Here is a 23,382-nt window from a genome sequence, read left to right as displayed (position 1 = left end):
GGCGACCGCGGTGAGGACACCGACAGGTGCCGTCCGGGAGTCGGACGACGGGGCCGGTGCGGGCCATGAATCCATGATCTTCCCTTTACGGAGTGCCGCTAAGGTCGCGGCATGGGGGGACTGGACGTCACGCTGCGGCGGAAGCCGTGCAAGTGGTGCAAGCGGCCGATCAAGCAGGGCCGTTGGTGGCGGCCGAAGCGGTACTGCAACCGGTGGCACCAGGTGAAGTACCGGGTCGTGGACCTGGTCAACAACGTGCTGGACGGCCTCTGAGCCCCGACTCGGCACCGTCATTGCAGGCGACGCACACGCCGAGCGGCTTGACCGGCTCGGCCAGGTCGATGACGACCGGCACCGGGAGCGGCAGACGGAGAGGGAGGCGGGTCGACTTTCCCAGGTCAGCCGTAGAGGCTCATTCGGGAATCAGGAGGCTTCGTCGCCCCCGCCCTCGTATGCGCGGGCGTCGCTGTCGGGCGCGAGTACGCCCAGGCCGAACAGGTCGACGACCTGGTTGATCAGTACGTCGGCCCGTGAAGCGTCGAGGTAGCCGTCGACGAACATCTGCGAGAGGCCGTAGGACACTGCCTGAGCGGCGATTCTGATCAGTTCGGGATCGGCCTGCCGCAGTTCGCCGCGCCGCTGTCCGGCAATGACCAGCTCGACGATTCCGCCGGTGAAGGCGCGGTGCCCCTCCTCCAGGGCCGGTGTCCTGGTCGCGCCGAAGAGGGCGCCTCGCAGGAGCGCGAACCGGTGCGGGTGGTCCAGTGCGTACTGCACGAACGCGGTGCCCAGGGCCCGGAACGGGATGGAGTCGGCCGATTCCACCGCCGCCATCTGGATCGCACCGAAATCCATCGCGACGGCCTCGGCGACCGCGGCCAGCAGTGCGGCCCGGTCGGAGAAGTGCCGGAAGGGTGCCGAAGGGGAGACGCCCGCCCTGCGGGCCACCTCGCGGACGGTCACCGCCTCGGCGCCCCCACCCGCATCCTGCTCGTCCCCCGGGACGGTGGCCCGGTCCGTACCGTCGAAGCCGATCCGTGGTTCCAGTGGCACTTCGCCGGTGCCTACGACGACGGCGACGACATCTTCTTCGATCTGGTCCGCTTCCGGTCCTGGACCGTCATGCACGAGGCCATCTCCAGCCTGAGCCATCTCACCGACCCGTCCTGCTTCCCCGTCGGCCGCCTGTGGCGCTACCGCGTCGGCGCCTCCGGCACGGTCGAGGCCCACCAGCTCCACGGGCTGCCCCTCGAGTGGCCCACCATCGACCCCCGCCGCTCCACCACCGCCCACCGCAATGTCTACGGCGCCGCCGGCGGCGACGCCACAGCGGGCGTGGCGTTCTCGGCGGTCGCGCGCTACGACACCGAGCGCGGTGAGGCCGACCTCCACGACTACGGCCCCGGCCATCTGGTCGGCGAGCCCCTCTTCGTCCCCCGCGACCGCGGCCGGCTCGACGAGCAGGGCTGGCTCATCGCGTACGAGACCGACCTCGCCCCCGGAAACACGAACATCGTCGTCTTCGACGCCGAGTCCGTCGCCGACGGACCTGTCTGCACGCTGCCCGTCCCCGAAAGCCTCGGCTACACCTTCCACGGCCAGTGGATCCACTCATGACGGCGGGACGCGGCACCGGCGGGCGCCGGCTCACGTCCTTCGAGCGCGGCGGCCTGGTGTTCGACGTCGTCGACCAGGGTCCGCTCGACGGGGACGTCGTGGTGCTCCTGCACGGGTTTCCTCAGACGGCGAGCTCCTGGGACCTGCTCGCACCGCTGCTGCACACCTCGGGGTACCGCACCTTGGCGCCCACCCAACGCGGCTACTCGGCCCGGGCCCGGCCGCGCGGCAGGTTCGCCTATCGCCTGTCCCATCTCACCGAGGACGTGCTCGCCCTCATCGAGGCGGCCGAACCCGGCGACGGCAAGGTGCACGTCGTCGGGCACGACTGGGGCGCCGCGGTCGCCTGGACACTCGCCGCCACCCGGCCGGACACGGTCGCCACCCTGACCGCCCTGTCCGTCCCCCATCCCGCCGCCTTCATGCGGGCCCTCTTCACCAGCCGTCAGCTCCTGATGTCCTGGTACATGTTCTTCATCCAACTCCCCTGGCTGCCCGAGCTGTTCGTACGCCGCATCAACCCGGCCGCCGGGCCCCGCCCCGCCGCGCGGCGGATGGCTGCCGGCCAGACCGAGGCACGCCTCCTCAGGGACATGGACTTCCTGGTGAACTCGGGCGCCCTCACCCCGGCCCTCAACTGGTACCGGGCCATGCCGTTCAACCCTCCGGGCCGTCTGGCCAAGGTCGCCGTCCCGACCCTGTTCGTGCGGAGCGACCGCGACCCCGCGCTGGGCCGCACGGGCGCCGAGCTCACGCGCAGGTTCGTGACCGGCCCGTACACCTTCCGCACCCTGGCCGGTATCGGCCACTGGATTCCGGAGGAGGCCGCCCAGGAAGTGGCCAGGCTCCTTCGCGTCCACCTCGCGGGCTCACCCCGGAGGCCGCGGTGAGCTGCCCGACCTCGCTCTGGCACGACGCACTTGACCGTCGACGCGGTGGAGCGACGGCGGCCACAGGTCCGCATTACTACACCCGAGCACCCCGCACCTCGGAAACCGCCGCACTACGGCTTGATCCCACGTATTCGCTTCGCTTTTCGGCCAACGATGGGTGACTCCTGGGTCCGCAGACAACCTCTGATGCCGTTCGCCGACTCTCCACAGCCGGGGAAACAGTTCCGCTCCCAGCAGGTATGCGGAATCCGTGCAAGAAACGGAGTACGGGGAAAATGACCACATCCCGCCAGACCCGTCTGTGGCGCTCGACGATGGCCGCAGCCGCGGCCATCACCGTGACCGCCGGAGTCGTGGCAGCCGCGCCCGAAGCCGAGAAGGCGTCGACCACGCCGAAGCTCAGCCTCATCGCGGCCTCCACGTCGGTGACTCTCGACTCGTGGAAGGAAGACCCCGGCGTCTATCTGGACCTCGGTACGTACGTCACCGCCGAGAACGGGCCCTTCGAGCTCAAGGTGACCCGTAAGTCGTACAAGGACCCGGTCGTCGCCACCCAGATCATCCGCGAGGGGAAGAAGACCCGGACCAAGACTCTTCCCCGCGGCGTGGTGAAGGACTTCGCGGGGCTCCCGGGCTTCGCCAGGATCGTCATCACCGACGCGGCCGGCAAGGCCGTGGCGAACCGGACGGAAGCCTTCTGCCCGAACAACGCCTCCGGGCGGGTACGTCCCGACGCCCCGTCCACGTCGAAGTACCCGGAGAGCTGCCCCGTCAACCCGTTCACCCTGGGCTCGGTGTGGGGCGTCGAGAACGGCTGGGCGTCCAACACGTACGCGGGCTACTACGGCGCTCCGGTCGACCTGAAGCCCGGCAAGTACACCGCCAAGGTCTCCGTGACCAAGAAGTACCGCGACCTCTTCGGCATCGCCGACCAGCCCCGGACCATCAAGGTGACGGTCCGCGAGCGCAGCTATGAGGAGGGCGGCTCGGAGGGCCTGCGGAGCGGCGCGTCCCCCATGGCCGGGCACGCCGGTCACGGTGCGATGCGCTCACCGGCCCCCGCTTCCGCGACGAGCGGCGCCGGTCCCTCGTACAACGTGGGTCACGGACCCCACACCCCCGCACCGCCGGCTCTCCCCTGGTCGCTCAAGAAGAGCGCGCTGCGGGCGTCGGCCATGGGTGACGCCCCCGGGCAGACGGACGGTTCCAGGAAGGCTCCCGCCGTCGCGCCCAACGCGGCGCGGCCGAAGGGCAAGGCGAGCGTCCCGGACGTCCCCAAGCCGGACCTCCGCTCGCTGCCGGCCTACGGCATCACGGTCAGCGACGGCGAGCAGAACGTGAAGGGCAAGGACTACCTCGCCTTCAGCGCCAACGTGTGGAACGCCGGCCCCGCGCAGCTCGTGGTGGACGGCTTCCGCTCCCCGGGCAAGAAGCTGATGGACGCCTACCAGTACTTCTACGACGCCAAGGGCAAGCAGGTCGGCTACACGCCCACCGGCACCATGGAGTGGGACCCCCGCCCGGGCCACGAGCACTGGCACTTCACCGACTTCGCCAGCTATCGGCTGCTCAAGGCCGACAAGAAGGAGACGGTGCGCAGCGGCAAGGAGGCGTTCTGCCTGGCCAACACCGACGCCGTCGACTACACGGTGAAGAACGCCAACTGGCACCCGGACAACACCGACCTCTCGACCGCGTGCGGCCAGGAGAACTCGATCTCCGTGCGTGAGGTCCTCGACGTGGGATCCGGCGACACCTACACGCAGGACCTGCCCGGCCAGTCCTTCGACATCACCGGTCTCGCGAACGGCACCTACTACATCCAGGTGCTGGCCAACCCGGAGAAGCGGCTCAAGGAGACCAACCTCAAGAACAACAGCGCCCTGCGCAAGGTGATCCTGGGCGGCACGCCGGGCGCACGCACGGTGAAGGTGCCCGCGCACGACCTGGTGAACGCCAACTGACCCTGCTCCACCACGAGCACGGCACGCACGGCATGCGGCGGCCCCTGGGAACCGACGGTTCCCAGGGGCCGTACGCGTGCTCGGCGCCGGGCGCCGGTCTCAGTCCTCGCCCTCCAGGTCGCCTTCCGTCTCCAGGAAGACCTTGCGCAGGGCGTCGAGGACCGCGGGGTCGGGCTTGGCCCACATCCCGCGCGACTCGGCCTCCAGGAGGCGCTCCGCGATGCCGTGCAGCGCCCAGGGGTTGGCCTGCTGGAGGAACTCGCGGTTCGTCGGGTCCAGGACGTACGTCTCGGTGAGCTTGTCGTACATCCAGTCGGCGACGACGCCCGTCGTCGCGTCGTACCCGAAGAGGTAGTCGACGGTGGCGGCCAGTTCGAAGGCCCCCTTGTACCCGTGGCGGCGCATCGCCTCGATCCACTTGGGGTTGACGACCCGGGCCCGGAAGACGCGCGAGGTCTCCTCGACCAGCGTCCGGGTGCGGACCGTCTCGGGGCGCGTCGAGTCGCCGATGTACGCCTCCGGGGCGGTGCCCTTCAGCGCGCGGACCGTGGCGACCATGCCGCCGTGGTACTGGAAGTAGTCGTCCGAGTCCGCGATGTCGTGCTCACGGGTGTCGGTGTTCTTCGCGGCCACGGCGATGCGCTTGTACGCGGTCTCCATCTCGTCGCGGGCCGGACGTCCGTCCAGCTCACGGCCGTACGCGTAGCCGCCCCACACCGTGTACACCTCGGCGAGGTCGGCATCGGTGCGCCAGTCCCGCGAGTCGATGAGCTGGAGCAGACCCGCGCCGTACGTGCCGGGGCGGGAGCCGAAGATACGGGTGGTGGCGCGGCGCTCGTCGCCGTGCTCGGCCAGATCGGCCTGGGTGTGCGCGCGTACGTGGTTCCGCTCGGCGGGCTCGTCGAGCGAGGCGGCCAGTCGCACCGCGTCGTCGAGGAGGCCGATGGTGTGCGGGAACGCGTCGCGGAAGAAGCCGGAGATGCGCAGCGTGACGTCGATGCGCGGCCGGCCGAGCTCCTCGTACGGGATCGGCTCCAGGCCCGTGACTCGGCGCGAGGCGTCGTCCCACAGCGGGCGGACCCCGAGCAGCGCGAACGCCTCGGCGATGTCGTCGCCCGCCGTGCGCATCGCGCTGGTGCCCCACAGCGACAGACCGACCGAGGTGGGCCAGTCGCCGTTGTCCGCGCGGTAGCGCTCCAGCAGCGAGTCGGCGAGGGCCTGTCCGGTCTCCCAGGCGAGCTTGGAGGGGACGGCCTTCGGGTCGACGGAGTAGAAGTTGCGGCCCGTCGGCAGGACGTTGACCAGACCCCGCAGCGGGGACCCGGAGGGACCGGCGGGCACGAACCCGCCGTTCAACGCGTGCACGGTGTGGTCGAGTTCGTCGGTCGTCGCGGCGAGGCGCGGGACGACCTCACGGGCGGCGAAGTCGAGGATGTCGGCGACCGCCGAGGGCAGTCCCGCGGCCACGGCCGCCACCGCCGACGGCTCCCAGTCCGCGTCCTCCATCGCCTGGACCAGGGCGCGGGCCTGCTCCTCGATCTCGTCGGCCGCGGTGCGGGTGGCCGCCGACTCGTCGAGGCCGAGGGCCTCGCGCAGGCCGGGCAGCGACGCCGTACCGCCCCAGATCTGCCGGGCGCGCAGAATCGCCAGGACCAGGTTGACGCGCTCCTTGCCGGTCGGGGCGCCGCCCAGGACGTGCAGACCGTCGCGGATCTGGACGTCCTTGATCTCACAGAGCCAGCCGTCGAGATGCATGATGAACTCGTCGAAGCCCTCGTCCTCGGGCCGGTCTTCGAGCCCCAGGTCGTGGTCGAGCTTCGCGGCCTGGATGAGGGTCCAGATCTGTGCGCGGATCGCCGGGAGCTTCGCCGGGTCCATCGCCGCGATCTGGGCGTGCTCGTCGAGGAGCTGCTCCAGCCGGGCGATGTCGCCGTAGCTGTCGGCGCGGGCCATCGGCGGCACGAGGTGGTCGACAAGGGTGGCGTGCACCCGGCGCTTGGCCTGGGTGCCCTCGCCGGGGTCGTTCACCAGGAACGGGTACACCAGCGGCAGGTCGCCCAGGGCCGCGTCGGGGCCGCAGGCCGCGGAGAGTCCGGCGTTCTTGCCGGGCAGCCACTCCAGGTTGCCGTGCTTGCCGAGGTGGATCATCGCGTCGGCGCCGAAGCCCTTGTCCTCGGCGGACGCGGCGATCCAGCGGTACGCGGCCAGATAGTGGTGCGAGGGCGGCAGATCGGGGTCGTGGTAGATCGCGATCGGGTTCTCGCCGAAACCGCGGGGCGGCTGGATGAGGACGAGCAGATTGCCGCGGCGCAGGGCCGCGAGCACGATGTCGCCCTCGGGGTTGTGCGACCGGTCCACGAACATCTCGCCGGGGGCCGGGCCCCAGTGCTGCTCGACGGCCTCGCGCAGCTCGGCCGGCAGCGTGGCGAACCAGCGGCGGTAGTCGGCCGCCGGAATCCGGACCGGGTTGCGGGCCAGCTGCTCCTCGGTGAGCCACTCCTGGTCGTGGCCGCCGGCCTCGATCAGGGCGTAGATGAGCTCGTCGCCGTCGCCGGAGACGAGGCCGGGGATCTCCTCCTCGGGGCCGAAGTCGTACCCCTCGGCCCTGAGCCTGCGCAGGAGCGCGACGGCGCTGGCGGGGGTGTCGAGACCGACCGCGTTGCCTATACGGGAGTGCTTGGTCGGGTACGCGGAGAGGACGAGCGCGATCCGCTTCTCGGCGGCCGGGATGTGGCGGAGCCTCGCGTGCCGTACGGCGATTCCGGCGACCCTCGCGGCGCGTTCGGCGTCCGCGACGTACGCGGGCAGGCCGTCCTCGTCGATCTCCTTGAAGGAGAACGGCACGGTGATCAGCCGGCCGTCGAACTCCGGGACCGCGATCTGGCTCGCGGCGTCCAGCGGGGAGACGCCCTCGTCGTTGTCCTCCCAGTCGCTGCGCGAACCGGTCAGGCAGAGCGCCTGCAGGATCGGTACGTCGAGGCCGGTCAGCGCGCCCGCGTCCCACGACTCGTCGTCACCGCCCGCGGATGCCTCGGCGGGCCGGGTGCCGCCCGCGGCGAGGACCGTGGTCACGATGGCGTCCGCGGCGCGGAGTTCGTCGATGAGCTCGGGCTCGGGGGTACGGAGCGAGGCGACGTACAGCGGCAGGGGGCGGGCCCCCGCGTCCTCCACGGCCGAGCAGAGGGAGTCGATGAACGCGGTGTTCCCGCTCATGTGGTGGGCGCGGTAGTAGAGCACCGCGATGGTGGGCGCGTCCTCGTCCATCGGGCGGGCGGTCCGCTCCAGCGGGCCCCAGGCCGGGGCCGGGGCGGGCGGGTCGAAGCCGTGTCCCGTGAGCAGGACGGTGTCGGACAGGAACCGGCCCAGCTGCGCCAGGTTGGCGGGGCCGCCGTGCGCGAGGTAGGCGTGCGCCTCGGCGGCGATCCCGATCGGGACGGTGGAGGCGGCCATCAGCTGGGCGTCGGGCGCCTGTTCGCCGGTCAGCACGACGACGGGGCGGCCGGTGGCGAGCAGCTGGTCGAGCCCGTCCTGCCAGGCGCGTACGCCGCCGAGCAGGCGGACGACCACGAGGTCCACGCCGTCGAGGAGCTGGGGAAGGGTGTCGAGCGGGAGCCGGGAGGGGTTGGCGTAGCGGTAGCTGACCGGGCCTTCCGATGCGCGTGCGCTCAGCAGGTCGGTGTCGGACGTCGACAGAAGCAGAATCATGCTGCGTCAAGCCTTCCTCGGGGTGTCCACGCCCCGGGCGGTGTCGGAATCGGGTTCCCCTGCTCGAACGGACCGGGCATGCGGGGAAAGGGAGTTCCTGACTCGCCCGGCCGGTGTTCTCGACCGGGCTCACAGTGGCGGGACCGCGCCGGAATCTCACCGGGCTTCCTCCCCTTGGCGGGCCGAGTGGACCGCCGCCTGCATCCTAAGCGGCGGGGGTGTACGGGTGGGGGGCGCCCGGGATCTTGTCCTCGGAGGCCGGGCGGGCCGCGGGTTCCGGCGGACGGGCCGCAGGTGCTGTGGTGAGCGGGTCCGGAGCCGGCCCGGGACCCGCGGCGGTGGCCGGTCCACCTGCTGGGCGCCGTGCTCGGACGCCGGACGGGACGGCGGGGGCCGGGGGTTGGGGCGGGGTGCGGGATCCGGGTTCTCCGCATGTGGCCGGAAAAATGGCTGGGGTTGTGTGTCGTGGTCGGCGCTTCAGGGTCCCTGCCACTGGCGTGCGTCGACCGTTCGTGAGCCCGCGCCACCCGCCGCGCGTCGGCGGCGCGGGAGGCCGTGCCGGTTCCGGGCAGCCGGGCCGGAGGGCCTCCGGGCCCGTCCACCGGACATTGCAGGCCGTTCAGCGTCCGGTCCCGGCCATCGCGGCGGGCCCGGCCGACGCCGGTGTGATGGTCGGTATGCTCGCCGCCATGTCCGCATCCGCCCTTTCGCCCCGGTCCCAGGGCGCCGCCTCTGCCCGGAGCAGCGGTGATGCCTGCCCCGGCTCACTGCGGCTGCACCGGGCGGACGACGGTGCGCTCGCCCGGGTCCGGATACCCGGCGGGGTCCTGACCGTCGCTCAGGCGGAGGCCCTGCACGAGGCGGCCCGCCGGCTCGGCGACGGTGACGTTCACCTCACCTCGCGCGGCAACGCCCAGCTCCGCGGCCTCGCCCCGGACTGCGGCACCGAGCTCGCCCAGGTGCTCGGCGACGCCGGACTCCTGCCCTCCGAACGCCACGAACGCGTACGGAACATCGTCGCGTCGCCGCTCTCGGGTCTCGACGACCGCGAACTGCCGGACATCCGCCCGTGGCTGACCGAACTGGACCGGCTGCTCTGCCGGAGCGACCGCGCGACCGGCCTCTCCGGCCGCTTCCTCTTCGCCCTCGACGACGGCCGCGGCGACGTGGACGCCCTCGGCGCCGATGTGACCCTGATCGCGTCCCCCGCCGACGGCGGGGCCGTCCTGCGGATCGGCGGCCACGACACCGTCCTGCGCCTGCCGGCCACCGGCGCCACCGCCCCCGCCGCCGCCCTCGTGGCCGCCGAGACCTTCCTGGAAGCCGCCCGGGACTCCGGCGCCTGGCGGGTCAAGGACCTGCCCGACGACGTCCGCGCCGCACTCCCGGCCCGTATCGCGCAGGAACTCTCCGGGACCTCCCCGGCCGAGCTGCCCCGCCCGTCCCTCGCCGTCGCGCCGCCTCCCGGCCCCGTACCCGCGGGCCCGCACGGCGCCGTCGCGCTCTCCGCAGGCGTACCGCTGGGGCGGCTCGCCCCGGCCCAGTGGCAGCTGCTCGTCGGGACCGCCCGGCAGTGCGGCGGCGAGCTGCGGTTCACCCCGTGGCGCGGCGTCGTCGTGCCCGGCGCCCCCGCGGACCGCGTCCCCGAGCTCCTGGCCGCCCTCGGCGCAGCCGGTCTGATCACCGGCGACGCCTCCCCCTGGACGGGTGTGGGCGCCTGCATCGGGCGGCCCGGCTGCGCCAAGTCGCTGGCCGACGTACGGGCCGAAGCGGGCGCCGCCGTCGGACCGCCCGGACGGCTGCCCGTGTACTGGTCCGGGTGCGAACGCCGGTGCGGCCACCCGCACGGGGAGTGGGTCGACGTGGTGGCCACCGCCGACGGCGGGCACCGCGTCACCGTCGTACGGGACGGCGGCCCGCACGACCCCGTGACCGTCCCGCCCGGCTCGTCCTCACTCGCCGCCGCGGTGGCCACGGCCCGCGGCAGCGGCCGTCGCGCCACCGGCGACCGCGCATGACCATCCGTCACCACCCCGACCATCCCTACAGAGAAAGCGAAGGCACTGTGCATCAGTACGAGAAGGACGGACCGGCGATCTACCGCCAGTCCTTCGCCACCATCCGCGCCGAGGCGGATCTGGCAGGGCTGCCCGCCGACGTGAGCCAGGTCGCCGTCCGCATGATCCACGCCTGCGGCATGGTCGACCTCGTACGCGATCTCGCCTTCTCCCCGGACGCCGTGGCGCACGCCCGTGCCGCGCTGCGGTCCGGTGCGCCGATCCTCTGCGACGTGGCCATGGTCGCGAGCGGCGTCACCCGCAAGCGGCTGCCCGCGGACAACGAGGTGATCTGCACCCTGTCCGACCCGGCCGTGCCGGACCTCGCGGCGAAGCTGGGCACCACCCGCAGCGCCGCCGCCCTGGAGCTGTGGCGGGACCGCATGGAGGGCGCCGTCGTCGCCGTCGGCAACGCCCCCACCGCGCTCTTCCGGCTGCTGGAGATGATCGAGGAGGGCGCCCCGCGCCCCGCGGCCGTCATAGGCGTGCCGGTCGGCTTCATCGGAGCCGCCGAGTCCAAGGACGCCCTGGCCGCGCACCCGTCCGGCCTGGAGCACCTGATCGTGCGCGGCCGTCGCGGCGGCAGCGCGATCGCGGCAGCGGCCCTGAACGCCATCGCCAGCGAGGAGGAGTGACCGTGAGCACGCAGCCCAGCACACGGACCACCGGCCGGCTGTACGGCGTGGGCCTGGGTCCCGGCGACCCGTCCCTCATGACGATCCGGGCCGTCCGGGTCATCGCCGAAGCCGACGTCGTGGCCTACCACAGCGCCCGTCACGGCCGCTCCATCGCCCGTTCCATCGCGGCCGAGCACATCCGTGCCGACCACATCGAAGAGGCGCTGGTCTACCCCGTCACCACGGAGACCACCGACCACCCGGGCGGCTACCGGGGCGCGTTGGAGGAGTTCTACGCCGAGGCCGCGGCCCGCCTCGCGGTGCATCTCGACGCCGGACTCACCGTCGCCGTGCTCGCCGAGGGCGACCCGCTCTTCTACGGCTCGTACATGCACATGCACAAGCGGCTCGCGGACCGGTACGACACCGAGGTCATCCCCGGTGTCACCTCGGTCAGCGCCGCGGCGGCGCGCCTCCAGACCCCGCTCGTCGAGGGCGAGGAGGTGCTGACGATCCTGCCCGGCACGCTGCCCGAGGAGGAGCTGACGGCACGTCTGGCGGCCACGGACTCCGCGGTGGTGATGAAGCTGGGCCGTACGTTCCCCGCCGTTCGCCGTGCCTTCGAGGCGTCCGGGCGGCTGCCCGAGGCACGGTACGTCGAGCGGGCCACGATGGCCGGCGAACGCACCGGTGACCTCGCGGACACGGACGCCGACTCGGTGCCGTACTTCGCCGTCGCGGTGCTGCCGAGCCGTATCGACGCGCCGCGCCCCGAACGGGCGCCCGGCTCCGGCGAGGTCGTCGTCGTCGGCACCGGCCCCGCGGGGCCGCTGTGGCTGACGCCGGAGACGCGCGGTGCGCTGGCCGCGGCCGACGACGTGGTCGGCTACACGACGTATCTGGACCGGGTCCCGGTCCGGCCGGGCCAGTCGCGCCACGGCTCGGACAACAAGGTCGAGTCGGAGCGTGCCGAGTTCGCCCTCGACCTGGCCGGGCGCGGCCGACGGGTGGCCGTGGTGTCGGGCGGTGACCCGGGGGTCTTCGCCATGGCGACGGCGGTGCTGGAGGTCGCGTCGCAGGACCTGTACAAGGACATCGCGGTACGGGTGCTGCCGGGTGTGACCGCGGCCAACGCCGCCGCCGCCCGCGCGGGCGCCCCGCTGGGCCACGACTACGCCACGATCTCCCTCTCCGACCGCCTCAAGCCGTGGGAGGTCATCGCGGAGAGGCTGCGCGCCGCGGCCACGGCCGACCTCGTGATGGCGCTGTACAACCCCGGTTCGCGCACCCGGACCTGGCAGGTGGGCAAGGCCCGCGACCTGCTGCTGGAACACCGCTCCCCGGACACCCCCGTGGTGCTGGGCCGGGACGTCGGCGGGCCTGCGGAGAGCGTCCGTACGGTACGCCTGGCCGATCTCGACCCGGACGAGGTCGACATGCGGACGATCCTCATCGTCGGGTCCTCGCAGACCCAGTGGGTGCGGCGGGGAGACGGCCGGCAGATCGTCTGGACGCCGCGGCGGTACCCGGACGCCCCTTAAGGACGGGCCGCCACCGTCTCCCGCAGCCAGGCCACGGCCTGCTCCGGTGTGCCGGCCACCGGGACCCCCTCGGGTACCGGCGGCCGGCCGACCACGACCACGGGGATTCCGGCCTCCCGGGCGGCGGTGAGCTTGGGGGCGGTCGCGTCGCCGCCGCTGTCCTTGGTGACCACGACGTCGATGCGGCGGCTGCGGATCAGCTCCCGTTCCCCGTCGAGGGTGAACGGGCCCCGGTCCAGCAGGACCTCCATCCGGGCCGGGAACGGCGCTTCGGGGGCGTCCACCGAACGCATCAGGAACCACAGCTCGTCCAGCCCCGCGAAGGCGGCAAGTCCCATCCGCCCCGTCGTGAGGAAAACACGGCGGCCCAGCGCGGGCAGGAGCCCGGCGGCGGCGTCCAGGGAGCCGGCCGGGTGCCACCGGTCGCCCGCCACGGGCACCCAGCCCGGGCGGCGCAGCGCCAGCAGGGGAACATGGGCGGTGGCGGCGGCCGAAGCCGCGTTGAAACTGATCGTCTCCGCGAAAGGATGGGTGGCGTCGATGAGGGCATCCACCCGGTGCGCCCGCAGCCACTCGGCCAGGCCCCCGGCTCCGCCGAAGCCGCCGATCCGCACCTCGCCGGGCGGGAGCACGGGGCGGGCGACACGGCCCGCGAGCGAACTGGTCACCCGTGTTCCGGCAGGCAGGGTGTCCACCAGCGACCCGGCGAGCCGCCGGGCTTCCGTCGTGCCGCCGAGCACGAGTACATGCAGACGCATCGGATGGTCCATCCATGAGCAGTGAGGCGAAGGGCGGGCGCAGCGCCCAACTCAAACACACCGGTCTGCGGCCGGGGTGGACCACCGGTGCCTGCGCGACCGCCGCGGCCACGGCCGCGTACACGGCGCTGCTGACCGGCGACTTCCCCGATCCGGTGACGATCACGCTGCCCAGGGGGCAGACGCCCGCGTTCGCGCTGGCGGTGGAGGAGCTGTCCGCGGACCGGGCGATGGCCGGGGTGGTCAAGGACGCGGGCGACGACCCGGACGTGACGCACGGAGCGCTGGTACGGGCCACCGTGCGCCGCTCCGAGCCCGGTTCCGGGGTGGTGTTCAGGGCCGGCCCGGGCGTGGGCACGGTCACCCTGCCGGGGCTGCCGCTCGACGTCGGGGAGCCGGCCGTCAACCCCGTGCCCCGGCAGATGATGCGCGAGCACATCGCGCGGGTGGCGGCAGAGCACGGCGGCTCCGGGGACGTGGAGATCACCGTCTCCGTGGACCACGGCGAGGAGATCGCCCGCTCCACCTGGAACCCGCGTCTCGGCATCCTGGGCGGTCTGTCGATCCTCGGTACGACCGGGGTCGTCGTGCCGTACTCCTGCTCGGCCTGGATCGACTCGATCCGCCGCGGGGTGGACGTGGCCCGGGCCGCCGGTCACACCCATGTGGCGGGGTGCACGGGCTCGACCTCGGAGAAGACGGTGGTGGCCGAGTACGGGCTGCCGGAGATCGCGCTCCTGGACATGGGGGACTTCGCGGGTGCGGTGCTGAAGTACGTCCGCAGGCATCCGGTGGACCGGCTCACGGTGTGCGGCGGGTTCGCGAAGCTGTCGAAGCTCGCCGCGGGCCATCTCGACCTGCACTCGGCCCGCTCCCAGGTCGACAAGCCGTTCCTCGCCGAACTGGCCCGCACCGGCGGTGCGGACGAGGCGCTGGCGGAGCGGATCGCCACCGCGAACACGGGCCTGGCGGCGCTCCAGCTGTGCCTGGCGGCCGGCGTGCCCCTGGGCGACCTGGTCGCCGTGGCCGCGCGGGACCAGGCGTTGTCGGTGCTGCGGGGCGCGCCGGTGGCGGTGGACGTCATCTGCATCGACCGCGCGGGGACGGTGGTGGGGCGCAGCGACGTCCGGTGAGGCGGTGGGAGCCGGGCCCTCGGGGGCTCAGCAGACGTGCCGGTCACGCTCCGGCGAGTACAGGTGGCTGTCCCGGAACTGCTCCGCCCCCAACGTACGGCCCACCATGATCACCGCGGTCCGGATCACCCCTGCCGCCTTCACCTGCTCCGCGATGGAGTCCAGCGACCCGCGCAGGATCAGCTCGTCCGGCCGGGACGCCATGGCCACCACCGCGGCCGGGCAGTCGGCTCCGTAGTGCGGCAGGAGTTCCTCGACCACCCGGTCCACGTACCGCGCGGCGAGATGCAGCACGATCAGCGCACCGCTGCGGCCGAGCGTCGCCAGGTCCTCGCCCTCCGGCATCGCGGTCGCCCGCTGGGCGATCCGGGTGAGGATCACGGTCTGACCGACCGTCGGGACGGTCAGTTCCCGCTTCAGCGCCGCCGCCGCCGCGGCGAAGGCCGGCACGCCGGGCACCACCTCGTACGGCACGTCCGCCTCGTCGAGCCGTCGCATCTGCTCGTTGACCGCGCTGAAGACCGACGGGTCGCCCGAGTGCAGCCGCGCCACGTCGTGCCCGGCCTCGTGGGCCCGCACCAGCTCGGCGGTGATCTGCTCGATGTCGAGCTGCGCGGTGTCCACCAGCCGGGCGTCCGGCGGGCAGTCGTCGAGCAGTTCGCGCGGTACGAGGCTGCCGGCGTACAGACAGACCGGGCTCGCGGCGAGGATGCGGGCGCCGCGCACCGTGATCAGGTCGGCCGCACCCGGGCCCGCGCCGATGAAGTACACGGTCATGTGTTGTCTCCTGAGGGTTTGCGTACGGACCACTGGGTTACGGGCATGGCCTGGCGCCAGCCGGTGAAGCCACCGACCGGAACGGCGTGGGCCACCGCCAGGCGCACCAGCTCGCCTCCGTGCACGCGGTATCGCTCGGCGAGCAGCGCCTCGGATTCGAGGGTGACCGTGTTGGCGACCAGCCGGCCGCCGGCGGGGAGCGCGTCCCAGCATGCGTCGAGCAGGCCGGGCACGGTGAGCCCGCCGCCGATGAACACGGCGTCGGGCACGGGGAGTCCGGCGAGTGCGTCGGGCGCCCGGCCGGTGACGACCCGCAGACCGGGCACGCCGAGCCGGTCCGCGTTGCGCGCGATGCGCAGGGCCCGGGCCGGGTCGCGTTCGACGCTGACCGCCCGGCAGGACGGCGCGGTCCGCATCCACTCGACGGCTATCGATCCCGAGCCGCCGCCGATGTCCCAGAGGAGTTCACCGGGGGCGGGCGCGAGCGCGCCGAGCGTCGCGGCCCGTACATGCCGCTTGGTGAGCTGGCCGTCGTGTTCGTACGCCTCGTCGGGCAGCCCCGGCACGGCGCCGAGGCGCAGGGCGTCCGGTGCGCGCCGGCACTCGACGGCGACGACGTTCAGCGGGTCGCCCGGCGGGTGGCCCCACGTCTCGGCGACTCCCTCCGCGCAGGCTTCGCGCTCTCCGCCGAGCTGTTCGAGGACCCGCATCCGGCTGTGCCCGAAGCCGTGTTCGCACAGCAGGGCGGCGACGGCGGCGGGCGTGGACGCGTCGGCGCTCAGGACGAGGAGTCGGCGCCCGTCGTGGAGGGCGGCGGCCAGCCGGGCCGCCGGACGGCCGACGAGGGTGACGACCTCGGTGTCCTCCAGCGGCCAGCCGAGCCGGGCACAGGCGTAGGAGACCGAGGAGGGGTGGGGCAGGATGTGCGGCGTTCCGGCCCCCAGCTCCTCGGTGAGGGCGCGGCCGATGCCGTAGAACATGGGGTCGCCGCTGGCCAGTACGGCCACGGTGCGTCCGGCGTGCGCGGCGAGGAGCCCCGGGACGGCCGGTCTCAGCGGCGAGGGCCAGGGCACGCGCCGGCCCGCGCAGGACGGCGGGAGAAGCGCGAGCTGCCGGTCGCCGCCGATCAGTACGTCGGCCGTCAGGAGCGCCTCACGTGAGGCGTCGGGCAGGCCCGCCCATCCGTCGGCACCGATACCCACGACGCTCACGGCACGCGAGGACTGCGGGACGGGTGGTTCGGACGATATGGAGGGTGCGGAAGACAAGGCCGGTACCTCGGTGATCGGGGAATGACGCAGCCGAACTCTACTGTCAGGCCCGGCCGGGCACCCCGGCCGGACCCGGTGCCGCTCGGCCGCCGAGTGATTCCGGAAAGTCTTGCGCGCGGTGTCGAGAATCCCCGCCCGGTTCCGACGTCCCCTGTGAGAGCCGCCCACGGGGGGCGGTGCCGACCGAGGAGAGGGAATCATGAAGTACCTGGTGATGGTGCAGGGCTCACAGGCCGACTACGACGCCATGAGCGGCAAGGGCTCCCCGCAGAGCCCGGCCTGGAGCAAGAAGGACGTGCAGGAGATGTACGCCTTCATGCAGGGGCTCAACGACGACCTCGCGGAGAGCGGCGAGATGGTGGACGGCCAGGGCCTGGGCGAACCCGCGAAGACCCGCTTCGTCGGTCTCGGTGACGACGGCCGGACGGTGATCACGGACGGTCCCTACGGCGAGACGAAGGAACTCCTCGCCGGGTACTGGGTCCTCGACTGCGAGAATCTGGAGAGGGTCACCGAGATCGCCTCCCGGATCGTCCAATGTCCGCAGCCCGAGGGCGCACCCGTCTATCCCGTGGTGATCCGGCCGATCGACGAAGGACCGGGAGCGTCGTCCTGAGAGGTCCCGTGTGAGCGGTACGACCGAGGTCGAGGACCTGCTGCGCCGGCACGCGCCGCAGGTCCTCGGCGCGCTCGTACGCCGGTACGGACACTTCGACGCTGCCGAGGACGCCGTACAGGAGGCACTGCTCGCGGCGGCCCGCCAGTGGCCGGCCGACGGGGTGCCGGACAACCCGCGCGGCTGGCTCATCAGGATCGCCTCGCGCCGGTTGACGGACCAGCTCCGCAGCGAATCGGCCCGCCGCAGGCGCGAGGAGACGGCGGCGGCGCTCACCCCCCGGGACGCCTTCACGGCCCTGCCACCCGGTGAGAGCCGCGCCCCGTCGGACGACGACACGCTCACCCTGCTCTTCCTCTGCTGCCACCCGGCGCTGTCCCCGGCGGCGCAGGTCGCGCTCACCCTGCGTGCGGTGGGTGGTCTGACGACGGCCGAGATCGCCCGCGCGCATCTGGTGCCCGAGGCGACCATGGCGCAGCGGATCAGCCGGGCGAAGCAGAAGGTGCGGGGCACACCGTTTCGGCGTCCGGTGCCCGAGGACCTCGACCAGCGGCTCGCCGCCGTGCTCCAGGTGCTCTACCTGATCTTCAACGAGGGGTACACGGCGACCTCGGGCCACGATCTGCACCGTGCGGACCTCGCCCGCGAGGCGATCCGGCTCACCCGTTCCGTACGCGCGCTCCTGCCCCGGGAGGGCAGGGTCACGGGCCTGCTGGCCCTCATGCTGCTCACCGAGGCCCGGAGCGCGGCCCGCACCGGTGCGCAGGGCGAACTGATTCCGCTGGACGAGCAGGACCGCACCCGCTGGGACCGCCCCGCGATCGAGGAGGGCACCGCCCTGGTGGCCGAGGCCCTGTCCGAGGGGCCCGCCGGCGCCTACCAGGTGCAGGCGGCGATCGCCGCGCTCCACGACGAGGCGGAGCGCGCCGAGGACACCGACTGGCCGCAGATCCTCGCGCTGTACGACGTCCTCGTGCGACGCGCCGCCGACGACCCCATGGCCCAGCTCGGCCGGGCGGTCGCCGTCGCCATGGTGCGCGGCCCCCGCGCCGGTCTCGCGGAGCTCGACGCGCTGGAGGACCGGCTGTCGGGCCACCACCGGCTGGATGCCGTACGGGCCCATCTGCTGGAGAGGGCCGGGGACCGGGAGGGCGCGCGGGCCGCCTACGGGCGGGCCGCCGCGCTCACCCTGAGCGAGCCCGAGGTCCGCTACCTGCGCATGCGGGCGGCCAGGCTGGCCCCCTGACCCGCGCCGGACGGTCAGCCTGCCGCGTCCAGCTTCGTGCGCTGTTCCGGCGTCAGGTCCAGGTCCACGGCGGCCAGGCTCTCGTCGAGCTGCGCCACCGATGACGCGCCGACCAGCGGGATCATCGGCACCTCGGCCCCGATCAGCCAGGACAGCACCACCTGGTTCACGGTGGCGCCGGTCTCCTCGGCCACCTCCTTCAGCGCCGCCAGACGCGCGGGCGTGCCGGGGTGGTCGTGCGCGGGGCTCAACGGCTTGTCCGTACGGACGTAACCGCCCGCGAGCAGGGGCGAGTAGGCGACCATCGCCAGTCCGGGTTCGGCGCGGAGGTAGCTGAGCATGTCCCCGCCGACCACGCCCTGGCTGCCGCCGGAGATCTGGCTCGGCAGATCGGTGCGCTGACGCAGGTACGTGTGGTGGTACTGCAGGACCTCGTACGCGGGCAGTCCGGCCGCCGCGGCGATGTTCCTGGCCCGTTCGACCTTCCACGCACTGTGGTTGCTCACGCCGAGCAGGCCGACCGTGCCCTCGGCGACCAGGGCCGCGAGCCCCTCGACGGTCTCTTCGAGCGGGACCGCCGGGTCCTCGATGTGCGCGTAGAGGACGTCCAGCTTCGCCATGCCGAGCCGCTCCCGGCTCTGCTCGGCGGCGGTCCGGACCGCCTTGGCCGAGAGCCCTTCGGCGTTGTCGAGGTAGCCGGTGCCCTCGGCGAGCGGGCTCGCGCCGAGCTTGGTGGCGACGACGATCTCGTCCCCGACACCCCGGCTGCGGCGCCACCTGCCGAGCACGTTCTCGCTCTCGCCGCCGCGGCTGCCGGTGAACCAGTACGCGTAGTTGTTGGAGGTGTCGACGAAGGTGCCGCCCGCCTCCACGTACCGGTCGAGGATCGCGAAGGACGTCTCCTCGTCGGTGGCCGTGCCGAAGAGCATGGCGCCCAGGCTCAGGACGCTTACCTTGCGACGGGTCTCCGGAGTGGTGCCGATCGTGCGGTAACGCATGGGAGTTCCCCCTCCTGCGGCCCGTCGGGTGCGGGCTCCGGGAGGGAGTCTGGATCTTCGCGTGCACTCCAGGTCAACCCCTTCTCCCGCGGCACGGAACCTCCGCGGGACGAAACGTCTTGCCGCCGCCCGCACGAAGGGCTACTCTCAAAACGAGACGGTACGTCTCGTCTCGTTTTCCCGTCCTGTCGTCCACGGAAGAAGCCGCCCTTGCCGCCAGTCACCTCCGCCACCGCCCCGCTCGTCCTCACCGAGGTCTCCAAGCGCTACGGGGACCGCACCGTCCTCGACCGGGTCACCCTCACGGTCCGCCCCGGCGAACGGATCGGCGTCGTCGGAGACAACGGCTCCGGAAAATCGACGCTGCTCCGGCTCCTCGCGGCCCGCGAACACCCGGACAACGGCACCCTCCTGGTCACCGCCCCCGGCGGCACCGGCTACCTCCCGCAGGTCTCCGGCCTGCCCGCCACCGCATTGGTCGGCGACGCCATCGACCTGGCCCTGACCGAACTCCGCACGATGGAACGCCGCATCCGCGAGGCCGAGTCGGCCCTGCACCACGCGGACCCCGGGGAACTCGCCGCGTACGGCGAGCTGGTCACCGCCTACGAGGCGCGCGGCGGGCGCGATGCGGACCGCAGGGTCGAGATCGTCCTGCGCAGGCTCGGCGAACGCGCCGCACCGGACCGCGGCCGCCCGCTGGCCACCCTGTCCGGCGGACAGCGTTCCCGGCTGCACCTCGCCGCGACCCTGGCGGGCTCCCCCGAACTGCTGCTGCTCGACGAGCCGACCAACGACCTCGACGACGAAGCGGTCGCCTGGCTGGAGCGGCATCTGCTCGCCCACCGCGGCACCGTCGTCGCCGTCACCCACGACCGCGCCTTCCTCGACCGGGTCACCAGCACCGTCCTCGAGGTCGACGGGGCACGGCACACGGTGGCCCGCTACGGCAACGGTTACCAGGGCTTCCTCACCGCGAAGGCCGCCGCGCGGGCCCGGTGGAACCGGCAGTACGAGCAGTGGCGCGAGGACATCGCCCGGCACTCCGCCCTCGCCGACTCGAACATCGGGCTGCTCTCCGCCATCCCCCGCAAGGCACCCGCCTCCTTCAGCGGCGCGGGCGCCTTCCGGGCCCGCTCACGGGCGCACGGTGCGATGAGCCGTATCCGCAACGCCCGCGAACACCTGCACCGGCTCACCGAGAACCCGGTGCCCCCGCCCCCGCAGCCCCTGCGGTTCACCGGCCGGGTCCGCAGCACGGCCGCGGGCCGCACCGAGCTGACCGGGGTGCGGGTGCCGGGCCGCCTCGCCCTCGACGCCCTGAGCATCGAACCGGGCGGACGTCTCCTGGTGACCGGACCCAACGGGGCGGGGAAGTCCACCCTGCTCCAGGTCCTCGCCGGTGAACTGGTCCCCGACCGGGGCACGGTCCGCCGCCCCGGCCGCGTCGGCTTCCTCCGGCAGCACACCGCGCTCCCCGACGACGACCGCACCGTCCTCGCGGCCTTCGCCGCCGCCCGGCACCACGACGACGAGGAGGAGGCCGCCGCCGAACTGCTCCCGCTGGGCCTGTTCCGTACGAGCGACCTGGCCACGCCCGTACGCGCACTCTCCACCGGCCAGCGGCGCAGACTCGAACTGTCCGCCCTGGTCACCGCCCCGGCCGACCTCCTGCTCCTCGACGAGCCGACCAACCATCTCGCGCCCGCCCTGGTCGAGGAGCTCGAAGCGGCCCTGGCGCAGTACACCGGCACGCTGGTGGTCGTCACGCACGACCGCCGGATGCGCGCCGCCTTCACGGACGGCACCGGCGCCCACCTGGAGCTCTGAGCCATCGGCAGCAATCCGACTCGCCGACACCCCCCGCTCTCGCGATGATCAAAGAATGACCAAGAGCCACGACGGCAAGGACGTCACCCTGCGGATCGCCCAGCAGCCCGAGGCGGACGAGCTGCTCGGCCGCAGCGCGCTGGCCGCTCTCGTCGGCATGCTGCTCGATCAGCAGGTGCCGATGGAGTGGGCGTTCACCGGCCCGTACACCCTGGGGCAGCGGATGGGCGGCGACGACCTGGACGCGGAAGAGATCGCCGCGTACGACCCGGACGCGTTCACCGCGCTCTTCACCGAGAAACCGGCCCTGCACCGGTATCCCGGCTCCATGGCCAAGCGGGTGCAGCAGCTGTGCCAGTTCCTCGTGGCGGAGTACGGGGGCGAGGCGAGCGCCGTGTGGGCGGACGCGGCGACCGGGGCCGAACTCCTTGAACGGCTCAACGCGCTGCCCGGATTCGGCACCCAGAAGGCGCAGATCTTCCTGGCGCTGCTGGGCAAGCAGTTCGGTGTACGACCCACGGGCTGGCGCGAGGCGGCGGGCCCGTACGGCCAGGCCGGCTCGCACCGTTCGGTCGCCGACATCACCGGTCCCGAGTCGCTCGCCCAGGTGCGGGCGTACAAGCAGGAGGCGAAGGCGGCTGCCAAAAAGACCGCGTCCGGCGGGAAGGCCGGGAAGCCCGGGACCAAGAAGTGATCACGAACCAGCCACACACCGGATCACAACGAGCCACAACAGTTCCCAGATGGCGCCGCGCTCGCTAGCTTTCGTGCACATCTGTTCACACCGGAAGGACTCCTGTGCACGCAACTCGTCGCAGAGCCATGGCTGTTGTGGCCGCAACCGCGCTGGCCACACCGCTCCTCCTGGCCGCATCCCCGCACCAGGGGCACCCGTCCTCGCACGATCCCGCGAAGGACGCGGCCAAGCTGTCGCGGAAGCTGGTGAGGAGCTCGTCCGCGGACGACGCGTACCGGCACCTGCAGCGGTTCCAGGCGATAGCCGAATCCGCGGACGGTCACCGCGCGGCCGGTTCGCTGGGCCACGACGCATCCGCCGCCTACGTCTACCAGCTGCTCCGCAAGGCCGGGTACGACGTCGGGTACGAATCCTTCGACTTCGTGTACACGGAGACCCTGGCCGAGAAGCTCTCCGTCGTCTCGCCCACCCCGCGCGACATCACCATCAAGGCGATGACGTACACCAAGTCCACCGAGGTCGGCGGCGTACGCGCGGCCCTGGTGGCCGTCCCCCTCGACGAGACCACCGGCTGCGAGGCGTCGGACTACGCCTCGCAGACCTTCACCGGCAAGATCGCGCTGATCAAGCGCGGCGGCTGCTCCTTCGCCCAGAAGCAGGCGACGGCGGCCACCGCCGGAGCGGCCGGAGCGGTCATCTACAACAACGTCGAGGGGGTGCTCTCCGGCACCCTCGGCGACGTCCCGTCGGGGAAGATCCCCACCGGCGGACTCACCCTGGCCGAGGGCGAGAAGCTCGCCGCCGACCTGGCCAAGGGCGAGGTGACGGTCTCCTTCGAGATCCGCGAGTTCCAGGAGGAGCGCACCACGCGCAACGTCGTCGCGGAGACCCGCGGCGGGAACGCGGCGAAGACGGTGATGCTCGGCGCCCACCTGGACTCGGTCACCGAGGGCCCCGGCATCAACGACAACGGCTCCGGCTCGGCCGGCCTCCTCGAAGTCGCCCTGGAACTCGCCAAGACCCACCGCACCCCCGCCAACAAGGTGCGCTTCGCCTGGTGGTCGGCGGAGGAGAACGGCCTCCTCGGCTCGGAGGCGTACGTCGCCGGCCTCACCGACGAGCAGCGCGAACAGATCGCGCTCTACCTCAACTTCGACATGATCGCCTCGCCGAACGGAGTGCAGTTCGTCTTCGACGGCGACAACTCCGACGGAGTGGGCGCGGGCGCCGGCCCCGAGGGCTCCGCCCAACTGGAGCGCGACATCAACGACTTCCTCGACGGGAAGGGCAAGGGCCACGAGGGCACGGACTTCACCGGGCGCTCCGACTACGGCCCGTTCGTCGAGGCCGGCATCCCGTCGGGCGGTACGGACACCGGCGCCGAGGGCATCAAGACGCCCGCCCAGGCGGAGAAGTTCGGCGGCGAGGCGGGAGTGGCGTACGACCCCTGCTACCACGCGGCCTGCGACGACCTGGCCAACATCGACATGGGTCTCTTCGACACCAACATCGATGTGATCGCCAACGCCGTCGGCACCTACGCCTACGACCTGCGCTCGCTGACCCGTCCGGTCCCGGCCGAGCCCACGACCGGTGAGCCCGGCAGCGGCGGCGGACTGCGCGAGGGCCACTCGCACGGCGTCACCGAGTAACCGGCACCAG

The 23,382-nt window shown here is 72.7% G+C and carries 19 protein-coding genes and 1 riboswitch; of the genes, 13 read left to right on the top strand and 6 right to left on the bottom strand.

Annotation, left to right across the window (positions count from 1 at the left end):
• Positions 1 to 111: 111 nt before the first annotated feature.
• On the top strand, positions 112 to 273 hold the full coding sequence (locus OG230_RS18760; RefSeq protein WP_328904884.1) for a hypothetical protein: 162 nt from the start codon (positions 112 to 114) through the stop codon (positions 271 to 273).
• 150 nt (positions 274 to 423) lie between these two features.
• Here OG230_RS18760 and OG230_RS18755 read toward each other — a convergent pair whose 3' ends face one another.
• Positions 424 to 1,053, bottom strand: a complete 630-nt coding sequence (locus tag OG230_RS18755) for a TetR/AcrR family transcriptional regulator (protein WP_328904883.1) — start codon at positions 1,051 to 1,053, stop codon at positions 424 to 426.
• Between OG230_RS18755 and OG230_RS18750 the strand changes: the two genes are divergently transcribed.
• The 3 genes from OG230_RS18750 (at position 985) to OG230_RS18740 (ending at position 4,474) form a co-directional block, all read left to right on the top strand.
• Positions 985 to 1,617: a carotenoid oxygenase family protein gene (locus tag OG230_RS18750; protein WP_328911444.1), complete on the top strand. Its 633-nt coding sequence runs from the start codon at positions 985 to 987 to the stop codon at positions 1,615 to 1,617. The genes OG230_RS18755 and OG230_RS18750 overlap by 69 nt on opposite strands.
• The gene (locus tag OG230_RS18745) at positions 1,614 to 2,507 is read left to right on the top strand and encodes an alpha/beta fold hydrolase (protein WP_328904882.1); all 894 of its coding nucleotides are present in this window, start codon (positions 1,614 to 1,616) and stop codon (positions 2,505 to 2,507) included. Before OG230_RS18750 ends, OG230_RS18745 begins: the two co-directional genes overlap by 4 nt.
• Before the next feature lie 278 nt (positions 2,508 to 2,785).
• Positions 2,786 to 4,474 carry a lysyl oxidase family protein gene (locus OG230_RS18740; protein WP_328904881.1) on the top strand — a complete coding sequence of 563 codons (1,689 nt, stop codon included), beginning with the start codon at positions 2,786 to 2,788 and terminating at the stop codon, positions 4,472 to 4,474.
• 99 nt (positions 4,475 to 4,573) lie between these two features.
• Here the strand turns inward: OG230_RS18740 and cobN are convergent, their stop codons facing one another.
• Positions 4,574 to 8,179: a cobaltochelatase subunit CobN gene (gene cobN / locus OG230_RS18735; RefSeq protein ID WP_328904880.1), complete on the bottom strand. Its 3,606-nt coding sequence runs from the start codon at positions 8,177 to 8,179 to the stop codon at positions 4,574 to 4,576.
• A 71-nt stretch (positions 8,180 to 8,250) separates the two neighbouring features.
• A riboswitch (cobalamin riboswitch) is annotated at positions 8,251 to 8,391 on the bottom strand.
• A gap of 465 nt (positions 8,392 to 8,856) precedes the next feature.
• Between cobN and cobG the strand changes: the two genes are divergently transcribed.
• Genes cobG through OG230_RS18720 form a run of 3 tightly spaced genes read left to right on the top strand, consistent with a single transcriptional unit; the run spans position 8,857 to position 12,394 of the window.
• Positions 8,857 to 10,197 (top strand): precorrin-3B synthase, encoded by a 1,341-nt coding sequence (gene cobG / locus OG230_RS18730; protein WP_328904879.1) that lies wholly within the window; start codon positions 8,857 to 8,859, stop codon positions 10,195 to 10,197.
• Between the two features lie 47 nt (positions 10,198 to 10,244).
• Positions 10,245 to 10,871 carry a precorrin-8X methylmutase gene (locus OG230_RS18725; protein WP_328904878.1) on the top strand — a complete coding sequence of 209 codons (627 nt, stop codon included), beginning with the start codon at positions 10,245 to 10,247 and terminating at the stop codon, positions 10,869 to 10,871.
• A complete protein-coding gene (locus OG230_RS18720; RefSeq protein WP_443051334.1) occupies positions 10,868 to 12,394 on the top strand; it encodes a precorrin-2 C(20)-methyltransferase in 1,527 nt (508 codons plus the stop codon). Before OG230_RS18725 ends, OG230_RS18720 begins: the two co-directional genes overlap by 4 nt.
• On the opposite strand, the gene OG230_RS18715 is transcribed toward OG230_RS18720, so the two are convergent.
• The gene (locus tag OG230_RS18715; RefSeq protein ID WP_328911443.1) at positions 12,391 to 13,146 is read right to left on the bottom strand and encodes a cobalt-precorrin-6A reductase; all 756 of its coding nucleotides are present in this window, start codon (positions 13,144 to 13,146) and stop codon (positions 12,391 to 12,393) included. The two genes, OG230_RS18720 and OG230_RS18715, sit on opposite strands and share 4 nt — an antisense overlap.
• A 20-nt stretch (positions 13,147 to 13,166) precedes the next feature.
• Here OG230_RS18715 and OG230_RS18710 point away from each other — a divergent pair, with 20 nt between their 5' ends.
• Positions 13,167 to 14,285, top strand: coding sequence for a cobalt-precorrin-5B (C(1))-methyltransferase (locus tag OG230_RS18710; RefSeq protein ID WP_328904876.1), 1,119 nt, complete (start codon positions 13,167 to 13,169; stop codon positions 14,283 to 14,285).
• Between the two features lie 27 nt (positions 14,286 to 14,312).
• Here OG230_RS18710 and cobM read toward each other — a convergent pair whose 3' ends face one another.
• Positions 14,313 to 15,062 (bottom strand): precorrin-4 C(11)-methyltransferase, encoded by a 750-nt coding sequence (gene cobM, locus OG230_RS18705; protein WP_328904875.1) that lies wholly within the window; start codon positions 15,060 to 15,062, stop codon positions 14,313 to 14,315.
• Positions 15,059 to 16,330 carry a precorrin-6y C5,15-methyltransferase (decarboxylating) subunit CbiE gene (gene cbiE, locus OG230_RS18700; RefSeq protein WP_328904874.1) on the bottom strand — a complete coding sequence of 424 codons (1,272 nt, stop codon included), beginning with the start codon at positions 16,328 to 16,330 and terminating at the stop codon, positions 15,059 to 15,061. The genes cobM and cbiE overlap by 4 nt, the downstream gene beginning before the upstream one ends.
• 202 nt (positions 16,331 to 16,532) lie before the next feature.
• On the opposite strand from cbiE, the gene OG230_RS18695 reads away from it, so the two are divergent.
• Together OG230_RS18695 and OG230_RS18690 are read left to right on the top strand one after the other, a co-directional pair.
• On the top strand, positions 16,533 to 16,949 hold the full coding sequence (locus tag OG230_RS18695; protein WP_328904873.1) for a YciI family protein: 417 nt from the start codon (positions 16,533 to 16,535) through the stop codon (positions 16,947 to 16,949).
• A 10-nt stretch (positions 16,950 to 16,959) separates the two neighbouring features.
• Complete coding sequence (locus OG230_RS18690) at positions 16,960 to 18,195, top strand: RNA polymerase sigma factor (RefSeq protein WP_328904872.1); 1,236 nt, start codon at positions 16,960 to 16,962, stop codon at positions 18,193 to 18,195.
• A 14-nt stretch (positions 18,196 to 18,209) separates the two neighbouring features.
• Here the strand turns inward: OG230_RS18690 and OG230_RS18685 are convergent, their stop codons facing one another.
• Positions 18,210 to 19,193, bottom strand: coding sequence for an aldo/keto reductase (locus OG230_RS18685; protein ID WP_328904871.1), 984 nt, complete (start codon positions 19,191 to 19,193; stop codon positions 18,210 to 18,212).
• Between the two features lie 210 nt (positions 19,194 to 19,403).
• Here OG230_RS18685 and abc-f point away from each other — a divergent pair, with 210 nt between their 5' ends.
• From abc-f to OG230_RS18670, 3 genes are all read left to right on the top strand, one after another.
• Positions 19,404 to 21,023 carry a ribosomal protection-like ABC-F family protein gene (gene abc-f, locus OG230_RS18680; RefSeq protein WP_328904870.1) on the top strand — a complete coding sequence of 540 codons (1,620 nt, stop codon included), beginning with the start codon at positions 19,404 to 19,406 and terminating at the stop codon, positions 21,021 to 21,023.
• A 55-nt stretch (positions 21,024 to 21,078) separates the two neighbouring features.
• Positions 21,079 to 21,717 carry an HhH-GPD-type base excision DNA repair protein gene (locus OG230_RS18675; protein ID WP_328904869.1) on the top strand — a complete coding sequence of 213 codons (639 nt, stop codon included), beginning with the start codon at positions 21,079 to 21,081 and terminating at the stop codon, positions 21,715 to 21,717.
• A 128-nt stretch (positions 21,718 to 21,845) separates the two neighbouring features.
• Positions 21,846 to 23,372, top strand: coding sequence for a M28 family metallopeptidase (locus OG230_RS18670; RefSeq protein ID WP_328904868.1), 1,527 nt, complete (start codon positions 21,846 to 21,848; stop codon positions 23,370 to 23,372).
• Positions 23,373 to 23,382: the final 10 nt, after the last annotated feature.

Source organism: Streptomyces sp. NBC_00234, from assembly GCF_036195325.1.
In the GTDB taxonomy this organism is placed as follows: Bacteria; Actinomycetota; Actinomycetes; order Streptomycetales; family Streptomycetaceae; genus Streptomyces.
The sequence above is the reverse complement of the archived record's forward strand: the minus strand, read 5'-3'. Positions and strand labels throughout refer to the sequence as shown.

Excerpts from the sequence above, each read along its gene's own strand:
- OG230_RS18760 (WP_328904884.1), top strand. The coding sequence starts at position 112 with ATGGGGGGACTGGACGTCACGCTGCGGCGGAAGCCGTGCAAGTGGTGC.
- OG230_RS18745 (WP_328904882.1), top strand. The coding sequence starts at position 1,614 with ATGACGGCGGGACGCGGCACCGGCGGGCGCCGGCTCACGTCCTTCGAG.
- OG230_RS18740 (WP_328904881.1), top strand. The coding sequence starts at position 2,786 with ATGACCACATCCCGCCAGACCCGTCTGTGGCGCTCGACGATGGCCGCA.
- cobN (WP_328904880.1), bottom strand. The coding sequence starts at position 8,179 with ATGATTCTGCTTCTGTCGACGTCCGACACCGACCTGCTGAGCGCACGC.
- cobG (WP_328904879.1), top strand. The coding sequence starts at position 8,857 with ATGCTCGCCGCCATGTCCGCATCCGCCCTTTCGCCCCGGTCCCAGGGC.
- OG230_RS18710 (WP_328904876.1), top strand. The coding sequence starts at position 13,167 with ATGAGCAGTGAGGCGAAGGGCGGGCGCAGCGCCCAACTCAAACACACC.
- cobM (WP_328904875.1), bottom strand. The coding sequence starts at position 15,062 with ATGACCGTGTACTTCATCGGCGCGGGCCCGGGTGCGGCCGACCTGATC.
- OG230_RS18695 (WP_328904873.1), top strand. The coding sequence starts at position 16,533 with ATGAAGTACCTGGTGATGGTGCAGGGCTCACAGGCCGACTACGACGCC.
- OG230_RS18685 (WP_328904871.1), bottom strand. The coding sequence starts at position 19,193 with ATGCGTTACCGCACGATCGGCACCACTCCGGAGACCCGTCGCAAGGTA.
- OG230_RS18675 (WP_328904869.1), top strand. The coding sequence starts at position 21,079 with ATGACCAAGAGCCACGACGGCAAGGACGTCACCCTGCGGATCGCCCAG.
- OG230_RS18670 (WP_328904868.1), top strand. The coding sequence starts at position 21,846 with ATGGCTGTTGTGGCCGCAACCGCGCTGGCCACACCGCTCCTCCTGGCC.